The organism is Streptomyces sp. NPDC057474 (genome assembly GCF_042802555.1).
Taxonomy (GTDB): Bacteria; Actinomycetota; Actinomycetes; order Streptomycetales; family Streptomycetaceae; genus Streptomyces.
In genome coordinates this window covers 1-9,083 of the sequence record NZ_JBHVDX010000314.1, presented here as the reverse complement: position 1 = coordinate 9,083, position 9,083 = coordinate 1, and the positions used below count along the sequence as shown (strand labels likewise).

Genomic DNA, 9,083 nt, shown 5'->3' with positions numbered 1-9,083 from the left:
GACCCGGTTAACCGGTTGCGGGACCTTCGGGATGGAGTGTCTGATCCCGGCTATGACGATTGCGCTGGGTACGCCGACTGTCGACGGGGTACGCGAGGCCATGGCCGCGCTGCGGGAGTGGCAGTACGACGAAGCGCCGATGCAGTTGCATTCCGGGGACATCGGCTGGAACTACCGGTTCGGAACGGCCGAGACGGCCGCGGTGGTCCGGACCTGGAGTCGGGACGGGCGGATTCTCGCGGTCGGGATGCTCGACTCGCCGACGCTGGTGCGGATGACGGTCGCTCCGGACGCTTTCCAGGATGAGGACTTGGCGCGGCGGCTCGTCGAGGACCTCTCGCTGCCTGAGCGCGGCGTGCTGCCGGAAGGAGCGGTGTCCATCGAGGCGCCGCTGGGCCTGCTGCTCCACGACCTGCTGAGCAAGGAGGGCTGGGGCGTCGACGAGCCGTGGACGCCGCTCTTCCGCGACCTCACCGAGCCGGTGGAGGACCCCGGCGTGCAGATCAAGTCGATAGGCCCGGAGCAGGCGCAGGACTTCGCCGACGTTCTGCGGTCGGCGTTCAACACCTCGCACCCTACGCGCGAGTACTGGCACGCGATGTCGGCGGGACCGTTCTACGCCGCCGCCCGCTGCCTGGGCGCCTATGACGACCGGGGCAGCGTGGCGGCGGTGGTGACGGTGTGGTCGGCCGGCCCGGGGAAGCCGGGGCTAGTCGAGCCGATGGGCGTCCACGAGGACCACCGTGGTCGCGGCTACGGCCGGGCGATCACCGTGGCCGGGGCGGCCGCGCTGCGGGAGATGGGCTCGTCGAGCGTACGTGTGTGCACGCCGAGTTCCAACGTCGGCGGCGTCGCCACGTACAAGGCGGCCGGGTTCGAGGTGCGGCCGGAGGTGCGGGACCGGATTCGGACGGCCTGACACCGGGGCCGCTCGGTAAGGCGGCAGTCTGGGGCGTAGATCGTCTGGCAGGTGCGGGTTTTGCGATTTCTCGCCTGCCGTCTCGGGTTGCGCTCGTACGCTCCGGCGCAGGGTGGACCCCGAGGTGCATGAGCGGATCACCGCGCGCCGCGCGGAGCTGGATGAACTGGAAGAGCAGCTGGTCAAGCAGCTGTCCGAGGTGCGGGACGAGCGGGACGAGCTGGCCGTGGCAGTGCTGCACGAGGCTGCCGGTGTAGCCGCCGTCGGCCCAGACCAGGGCCAACAGGTGGTGTGCGTCGGCGATGGGCTGGAGCCGGACGGCACGCCGACACCACCCTGGAGAAGCGCCATATAACAGGCACACGGCTGGCGGCGCGGAAAGTGGTCAATTCACTGACCCTGACCCTGCCCCTCCACGATCGTCTGCAGTGCCCGGGCCACGTCCGCCTCGGTGGCCTCCTTGGTCACGCCCAGGCCGCTCAGTACTCCCTTCCCGTTCTCGAACTCGAGGAGCGCGAGCAGGATGTGTTCCGTGCCGATGTAGTTGTGGCCGAGGCGGAGGGCCTCGCGGAAGGTGAGTTCGAGGACCTTCTTGGCGTCGGGGCCGTAGGGGATGAGTTCGGGCACCTCGGCGGAGGCCGGCGGCAGGACGGCTGTGGCGGCCTCCCGTACGGCCTCGGGGGAGACGCCCTGTGCGACGAGTGCCTTGGCGCCGAGGCCTTCCGGCTCGGCGAGGAGGCCGAGGACGAGGTGGGCGGGCAGGCCCTCGACGGCGCCGGCGGTCTTGCCCTCGTTGTGGGCGGCCGTGACCACGTTCCGGGCGCGCGGGGTGAAGCGGCTGAACCCCTGGCTGGCGTCGAGATCGTTCTCGCCCTTCGGCACGAACCGCTTCTGCGCCGCCTGTCGCGTCACCCCCATGCTCTTGCCGATGTCCGTCCAGGACGCGCCCGAACGCCGGGCCTGGTCCACGAAGTGACCGATCAGATGGTCGGCCACGTCGCCGAGGTGGTCCGCGGCGATCACCGCGTCCTGGAGCTGGTCGAGCGGTTCCGGGTGGACCTTCTTGATGGCTTCGATGAGGTCGTCGAGACGGATGGAAGAGGAGACTCGGGGGTTCGTCGTCATGTGTCAACCGTAGGTTGACGCCCCGCTACTGTCAACCGTGAGTTGACACCTCGCGTCGCCCGCGGCCCCGCTCACTTCGGCGATGTCGCCAACCGCACCGCCAGCCCCGCGAACACCGTCCCGGTGAAGATGTTGAGCCCCCGCGCCACCCGCCGGCTGCGGCGCAGCACCTGCGTGAGGCGACCGGCGACGAGGGCGACCGAGCCGTCCCAGAGGAAGCCCATGACGACGATGGTGCAGCCGAGCAGCAGGAGTTGGCCGGGTACGTGTCCGAGGGAGGGGTTTACGAACTGCGGCAGGAACGCCACGTTGAAGAGGATCACCTTGGGGTTGAGCAGATTGGTGACGGCGCCCTGCCAGAACGCCCGCTTCAGCCCGGTCCCCGCACGGCCGTCCGCCGCCGTCCCCGACTCGGCGCCGACATCGTCCCCCGGCACCGACCGGTCCTGGAACGCCTTGACCGCCAGGTACAGCAGATACGCCGCCCCCAGCCACCGCAGCACGTAGTAGAGCACCGGCAACGCCTCGAACAGCGCCGAGAGCCCCAACGCCGCCGCCGCGGTGTGCGCCAGCATCGCGCTCGCCACCCCGGCCGCCGCCATCACCCCGACCACCGGCCCGCCCCGCCCCCCGACGGCCACGATGAACATCATGTCGGGCCCCGGCGTGACACACAGGGCGAAGGCCGCGACCAGAAAAGCTACGTAGAGAGATGCGTCAACCATGGGGCCATGCTTGGCAGTTCGCACAGCGCAGGGCGACCCGATTTCACCCACTGGGACGTGCGACCTGGGCCCCGTCAGGGTGCGGGGAACTGCGCGACCAGCCACGACCCACCCGCACCCGCCACCCGCACCCGCCACCCGCCACCCGCACCCGCATCCGCCACCCGACGCACACCCCCACCCCGGATGGCGCGGGCCTACCTCACCGTCGCCCCACCGCCCCGCCGACGGCAACCACAGCGACCAAGCCGCACACCCCCACACACCCCCCGACCGCGCCCCACGGCACCATCACCCCCACCGGCGCGGACAACACCCCCAACGCCACCACCACCCCCGCCAGATTCACCGCGGTGACGGCCACTCCCAGCACCACCCCCACCACGACCGCGACCAGCGCCTCGCCCAGCACAACCACCCGCACCTGCCCCCGAGTAGCCCCCGCCAGCCGCAGCGACCGCAGCTCCGCGCCCCGCGCCGACGTGGCCATCAACAGCGTCCCGGCCAGCGAGATCCCCGCGTACACGAGGGCGATCCCCAGCACCACGAGGAACCCGAGCCGGGTGTGCGCCTTGGTGCCGGGGCGGTTCGCCGCGAGCCACTCCTCGGCCGACCGGACCGTCCCGCCGGCCCCCGCCGACGCCGCCCCCTCCAGCGCCGCCGCGACCCCCGCCCGGTCCACCCCGCTCCCCACCCGCACGTCGACCCGGTCCACGACCGCCCCGCCGGCATTCGCGGCCGTCACATACGCCCCGTTGTCCCCGGTCCCCTGCGCGAGCACCGCCACGATCCGCAGCCGTACGGGACGCCCGTCCCCGAGCCACACCCGCACGGTCTGCCCCACCTCGTGCCGCTCCCACTCCTCGTTCACGACGATCGACCGGTCGTCGAGATCACGCACATCACCGGCGACCACCGGCAGCCGCGACACCGACGCGAAGGCCGCCACATCCGTCACCGCCCGAGCATCGGACCGCACCAACGCGCTCCGCTCCTCCACCACATACACAGCGGTGGAAGCTGACCCGGCCACGGTCGCGCCCGCCCCGGCCACCCTGCCGACCCTCCCGACAACGGCCCGCGACCTCTCACCCGCCGCACTCGAAGCATCGAACGCACCCAACGCACCCGAAGCACCCGAAGGATTCGTGACCACGAAGTCCGCCCGAGTCCGCGCCTGAGCCTCCGCCCCCTTCGCCTCCGCCACCGTCCCGGCGGACCCCAGCAGCGATCCGGCCAGCGCGACGGTCACCAGCACCGGTGCCGCGACGGCGGCGGTACGGCGTACCGACGTGGCCGCGTTCTCCCGGATCAGCAGCCCGGCGGCCCCGGGCAGACCCGCACCCACCAGCCGTACGACCGGACGGACGAGCAGCGGTGCGAGCGCGGCCCCCGCCGTGATCAGAAGCATCGGCTGGGTGGTGTACGTCTTCCGTTTCAGCAGTTCGGCGGGGTCGGTCCCCAACTTCCAGGCCAGCAGCCCCAGTCCACCCGCCAGCAGAGCGGAACCGATCACCCGGCGCGACAGCGGCAGCACCCCCGTGTCCACGGACGCCTCGCGCAAGGCCTCCACGGGACCGATCCGCCCGGCCCGCCGCGCGGCGACCCAGGCCCCCGCAAGCGCCACCGACACCCCCGTCCAGAAGGCCACGTGGTACGGCCACACCACCGCACCCGGCACCGCGAACCAGGTGGGCGCGACCCCGCCGTCCACCAACTCCCGTACCAGCAGAGGCGCACCCCCAGCCCCCAGCGCACACCCGGCACCGGACGCCACGACCCCGACCGCCAAGGCTTCCCCGAGCAGCAGCCGCCGTACCTGACCCGGTGTCGCACCGGCCATCCGCAGCAGCCCGAACTCCCGCCTCCGCAGGGCCACCACGAAGGCGAAGGTCGACGCAGTCACGAACACCGACACGAAGGTGGTGACCCCGCCCGCCGTCCCCAGCAGTGAGTTCACGGCGACCAACGCCTCCGCGTCCCGCTCGTACGACGGATCCACCTGTCGCCGCGCGTCACCCGTCAGCACCCGCGCCCGATCCCCGACCACCGCCCGTACGTCCCCGACGGCCGCGTCCACCCCGACCGCGTCCACCTGGACAGCGCCCCGGGCCGCCACCCCATCGCCCCCGCCCGCCCCGTTCTCCTCTTCCGTCGCACCCGGCGTCACCGGCCCCAGCTCCCGCAGCTCGGCCAGCAGCCGTTCGTCCACAGGGTGTGGATAAGTCAATTTCTGCGACACCCGGGCCGTCCCCGGCCCCCGCCGCACCTCCACCGTGAGCCTGTCCAGGCCCGCCACCACGACGGGGGAGGAGCCGAAACGCTCCGGCGCACGCGCGGGCGGGTCGAGCGTCGCCGCGAGCCCGAGCCCCATGGCCGCCATCACCCCGACCCCCAAGGCCACGGCGACGAACGACCCGAGCAGCGCGGCCCACCGCGTACGCAACGACGACAAGGTCAGCACGTCACACCCCCGACGGCCCCGTTGCCGGCCGCCCCGGCGATTTCCTCGACCGAGCCCCCGGCCGCCCCGGCTATTCCCTTGGCCGCACCCCCGGCCTCCCTGGCGGTGCGCTCGGCAAGGTCCCCGTCCGCCCCCTCGGCAGTCGCCCCCACGGCACCCAGACCCGGCATCCCCGCAGCCCGCTCGCCCCGCACCCCGGCCCCCCGTTCCAACCCCGCCATACGCGCCGCCACCGCCTCCACCGACGGCCGGAGCAACTCCCCGCTCACCCGTCCGTCGACCAGGAACACCACCCGGTCCGCGTACGACGCGGCCACCGGATCGTGCGTGACCATGACCGTGGTCTGGCCCTCCTGGTCCACCAACTCCCGTAACAGGCACAGCACTTCACGGCTGGTCGTGGTGTCGAGCGCCCCGGTGGGCTCGTCGCCGAAGAGGACCGCCGGGCGGGTGATCAGGGCCCGGGCCAGGGCGACGCGTTGCTGCTGCCCGCCGGACAGCTGGGCCGGCCGGTGTCCGGCCCGCTCGGCCAGCCCCACCCGGGCCAGGGCGTGGCGCACCGCCCCGCGCGGGGGCCGCCGCCCGGCGAGCCGCAGCGGCAGGGCGACGTTCTGCGCGGCGGTGAGGGAGGGGAGGAGGTTGAAGGCCTGGAACACGAAGCCGATCCGCTCCCGGCGCAGCAGCGTCAGCCGCCGCTCGCTCAGCCCGGCCAGCTCCACCCCGTCGACCCGCACCGTCCCACCCGACGGCCGGTCCAGCCCCGCCGCACACTGCAACAGCGTCGACTTCCCCGACCCCGACGGCCCCATCACCGCCGTGAAGGTCCCCGCCCCGAAGTCGAGGTCCACCCCGTCGAGGGCGACGACCTCCCCGTACGAGCGCCGCAGGCCCCGTACGCGTACGGCCGCGAGCCCCGTCTCCCTTGCCTCTGTCGCCTCTGTCGTGGTCATGTGCCAAGCGAACCGTCCGCGCCCCGCCCGCACACGACCACTGGAGGGCGTCCCAGGGGTATGGCCGGCACCACCCCCTCCACCTCATGACACGATCGAGCACGTGAGTACGACCAACACGGTGGACCGCGCCTTCGAGGCGGCCCTCTACGCCGACACCGACGCCGCCCTCGACACAGGCGCCTCCCTGCTCGCCTCCGACCCGGCGGCCGACGCGGAACTCGCCCGGCGCGGACGGGAGTTCGTCGCCGGGGCCTGGCGGCGCGGCTGGCAGCCCGCCGACGTCGTACGGTTCGTGCGGCGCGAGCTGGAGGACGAGCACCTACGACTCCTCGCGCGGCTCATCGTCGAGGAACACGAGCAGGAGTCGACGGCGGGGAAGCGGCAGCCACCACCCACCCCCCGCTGGACCGCCCAGCTCGACGAGGTCAAGGAACTCGCGGCGCACCCCACCCGCACGGACCGCTTCTCGCACGCCACCGCGGCCCTGGAGCTGTACCGCCTCCTCCTGCGCCTCCCCACCCTCGAACCCCTGGATCGCCCACAGGAGCCCGGCCCAGGCATTCGGCAGCCCCCCGAATCCCGCATGCTCAGCCGTATCCGCGCGCTCCTCGCCAAGGCGGAGGCGACCGGGTTCCCGGAGGAGGCGGAGGCGCTCAGCGCGAAGGCGCAGGAGCTGATGGCGCGGCACAGCATCGACGAGGCGTTGCTGGCGGCCCGCGCACACAGCAAGAACGCGCCCGGCGCGTGCCGGATCGGCGTCGACCCGCCGTACGAGACGGCCAAGGCGGTGCTCCTGGACGCGGTCGCCCGGGCCAACCGCTGCGAGGCCGTCTGGAACGAGGACCTCGGCTTCTCCACGGTCGTCGGTTTCGAGGCCGACCTGGAGGTGGTCGAGCTGCTTCACACCTCGCTCCTCGTCCAGGCCACCACCGCCATGACGAAGGCGGAGGCGGCCCAGCGCAAGGGCGGCCGGAAACGGACCAAGACCTTCCGGCAGTCCTTCCTGGCCGCCTACGCCCACCGCATAGGGGACCGGCTGGCCGAGGTCGCGGAGGCCCAGGTCGCGGAGGCGGAGGCCGAAGGGGCGGGCACGCGCGGGGCAGGCGCCACGGAACAGGACCTCCTGCCCGTCCTCGCCGCCCGCGACGTCGCCGTCCGCGAGCAGTTCACCCAGATGTTCCCGGACACGGTCACCACCCGAGTCCGAGGCGTCAGCGACCTCGCCGGCTGGCAGCAGGGGGCGGAGGCAGCCGACCGCGCCCAGGTCCGGGCGCGGCCCCGGCTGCCGTCATGACCCGGGCGACGCGGTGGCTCAGTCGCCGAGGGGCAGGAACGGCCCCACCGTCGCGTCCAGCGTGCTCTCGGACTTGACCGCGACCTCGGGGTCCGGCCACTCGAAGCTGTTGACCTTGCTGTCTCCGGGCAGGGTGAACTTCAGCTCGTCCACCGCGGCGCTCTTCTCCGTGTCACCGGCGACCCCGCGCACGTACGAGATGGTGAACGTCATCGACTGACCGCCCTCCAGCGTCACCTCGGTGTCCTGGGACGCGCCCTCCTGCGGCTGGAGCGCCCAGGACTTGTCGCCGGCGGACAGGTCCACCCCGGCGAGGCCCTTCAGCGTGCAGGCCACGTCGCCCTTGTTGGTGACGGTGACCGGCACGGCACCCTCGTCACCGGCGGCCGGTGCGGCGCTGCTGGGCCCGACCTCGAAGCCGGCCTGCGCAGCCGTACAGGCGCCACCCTTCCCGCTGTCGGCGGTGGCGGCGCCGGTCTTGCCGTCACCGCCCCCGTCACCTCCGTCACCCCCGCCACAGGCGGTCAGCGTGAGGGCCGCGAGGAGGGCGGCGGCGATGGCGGTCGAAGCGGTGCGCATGGAGTTCCCGGTGGAGTTCGTGGCTGTCACAGCACAGCCGGTGGTGGTGTGAAAGTGCGGACGGGCCGCGAAACCCGGAGGTTCCGCGGCCCGTCCGACACATGATCTACGACCCGAGCGGCGCGCGAGGCACGTTCAACGGGCCGCCGCCCGAACGTGGACCTACGGTTCGCCGCCCGAACGTGGACCTGCGGTTCGCGGCTCGAACCTGGGCCTACGGTTCGCGGCTCGAACCTGGGCCTACGGTTCGCGGCTCGAACCTGGGCCTACGGTTCGCGGCCCGAACGTGGGCCTACGGTTCGCGCCCGAACGTGGGCCAACGGTTCGCGGCCCGAACGTGGGCCTGCGGACGACGCCTGCACGTGGGCCTATGGTCGCCACCCGCGCATGGGCCTATGTTCGCCGTCCGCGCATGGGCCTATGTTCGCCGTCCGAACGCGGGCCTACGACCCGGCGCTCGCCGTGGGCAGATCCGTCGGCAGTCCCGACGGCAGTGATCCCTCGGCCTTCTGGAACGTCTCCTCGCCGACGCCGCCCTCCCACGTGATCGTGAGGGACTTGGAGCTGACCTTGTCCACCATGCCCTCGGTGCGGTCGTCGCTGCCGTCCTGGCACTTGAGGCTGATCATCTGCATGTTCGCCGCGTCGGAGACCTTGCCGCTGCACACCGAGGTGCCCACGAAGACGGCGACCTCGTCGCCGTTGACGAAGAGGGCGACCGCCTTGCCGCCGGTCGTGGCCAGCCAGTTGCCCTGCAGCTCGGTCTCGGCGCCGGAGGATTCTCTGGAGCCGCCGCCGTCCGCGCTGTCCGTCGCGGTCGGAGCGGCCGACGACTCCTTGGCCTCGGAGCCGCCGTCATCGCTGCTGCACCCGGTCAGCGCGAGCGCGGCCGCGAGCCCGGCCGCCGCGGCCGCGACGCGCATGCGCCGGCGCGCGGAGGTCGCCCTGATCGCGGGCGTCGCGGGCGTCGCGGGCGTCGCGGGCCTTGCCGTCATCGCCGTAGTCACTGTTGTTCTCGCAAAGC

General features: G+C 72.8%; 9 protein-coding genes. 3 read left to right on the top strand and 6 right to left on the bottom strand.

Features of this window, described 5'->3' with window-relative positions; translation table 11 throughout:
- Positions 1-52 precede the first annotated feature (52 nt).
- The gene (locus ACFU53_RS44060) at positions 53-919 is read left to right on the top strand and encodes a GNAT family N-acetyltransferase (RefSeq protein ID WP_384005518.1); all 867 of its coding nucleotides are present in this window, start codon (positions 53-55) and stop codon (positions 917-919) included.
- 112 nt (positions 920-1,031) lie between these two features.
- Positions 1,032-1,274: a hypothetical protein gene (locus tag ACFU53_RS44055; protein WP_384005517.1), complete on the top strand. Its 243-nt coding sequence runs from the start codon at positions 1,032-1,034 to the stop codon at positions 1,272-1,274.
- Between the two features lie 35 nt (positions 1,275-1,309).
- Here ACFU53_RS44055 and ACFU53_RS44050 read toward each other — a convergent pair whose 3' ends face one another.
- The 4 genes from ACFU53_RS44050 to ACFU53_RS44035 form a co-directional block, all read right to left on the bottom strand.
- Complete coding sequence (locus tag ACFU53_RS44050; protein WP_384005515.1) at positions 1,310-2,044, bottom strand: Clp protease N-terminal domain-containing protein; 735 nt, start codon at positions 2,042-2,044, stop codon at positions 1,310-1,312.
- Positions 2,045-2,115: 71 nt separating this feature from the next.
- Entirely contained in the window at positions 2,116-2,769 is a 654-nt protein-coding gene (locus ACFU53_RS44045; RefSeq protein WP_384005513.1) for a LysE family translocator, read from the bottom strand.
- A gap of 202 nt (positions 2,770-2,971) precedes the next feature.
- On the bottom strand, positions 2,972-5,233 hold the full coding sequence (locus ACFU53_RS44040) for an FtsX-like permease family protein (protein ID WP_384005511.1): 2,262 nt from the start codon (positions 5,231-5,233) through the stop codon (positions 2,972-2,974).
- Positions 5,227-6,183: an ABC transporter ATP-binding protein gene (locus ACFU53_RS44035; RefSeq protein WP_384005509.1), complete on the bottom strand. Its 957-nt coding sequence runs from the start codon at positions 6,181-6,183 to the stop codon at positions 5,227-5,229. Before ACFU53_RS44035 ends, ACFU53_RS44040 begins: the two co-directional genes overlap by 7 nt.
- Positions 6,184-6,286: 103 nt before the next feature.
- Here ACFU53_RS44035 and ACFU53_RS44030 point away from each other — a divergent pair, with 103 nt between their 5' ends.
- Positions 6,287-7,480, top strand: coding sequence for a DUF2786 domain-containing protein (locus ACFU53_RS44030; RefSeq protein WP_384005507.1), 1,194 nt, complete (start codon positions 6,287-6,289; stop codon positions 7,478-7,480).
- Positions 7,481-7,498: 18 nt separating this feature from the next.
- Here ACFU53_RS44030 and ACFU53_RS44025 read toward each other — a convergent pair whose 3' ends face one another.
- Positions 7,499-8,059: a DUF4232 domain-containing protein gene (locus ACFU53_RS44025; protein ID WP_384005505.1), complete on the bottom strand. Its 561-nt coding sequence runs from the start codon at positions 8,057-8,059 to the stop codon at positions 7,499-7,501.
- A gap of 443 nt (positions 8,060-8,502) precedes the next feature.
- A complete protein-coding gene (locus ACFU53_RS44020; protein WP_384005503.1) occupies positions 8,503-8,982 on the bottom strand; it encodes a hypothetical protein in 480 nt (159 codons plus the stop codon).
- Between the last annotated feature and the right edge of the window lie 101 nt (positions 8,983-9,083).

What these genes read in the sequence shown, in the direction of transcription:
- ACFU53_RS44060 (WP_384005518.1), top strand. Translation starts at nt 53, where the DNA reads ATGACGATTGCGCTGGGTACGCCGACTGTCGACGGGGTACGCGAGGCC.
- ACFU53_RS44050 (WP_384005515.1), bottom strand. Translation starts at nt 2,044, where the DNA reads ATGACGACGAACCCCCGAGTCTCCTCTTCCATCCGTCTCGACGACCTC.
- ACFU53_RS44045 (WP_384005513.1), bottom strand. Translation starts at nt 2,769, where the DNA reads ATGGTTGACGCATCTCTCTACGTAGCTTTTCTGGTCGCGGCCTTCGCC.
- ACFU53_RS44035 (WP_384005509.1), bottom strand. Translation starts at nt 6,183, where the DNA reads ATGACCACGACAGAGGCGACAGAGGCAAGGGAGACGGGGCTCGCGGCC.
- ACFU53_RS44025 (WP_384005505.1), bottom strand. Translation starts at nt 8,059, where the DNA reads ATGCGCACCGCTTCGACCGCCATCGCCGCCGCCCTCCTCGCGGCCCTC.
- ACFU53_RS44020 (WP_384005503.1), bottom strand. Translation starts at nt 8,982, where the DNA reads ATGCGCGTCGCGGCCGCGGCGGCCGGGCTCGCGGCCGCGCTCGCGCTG.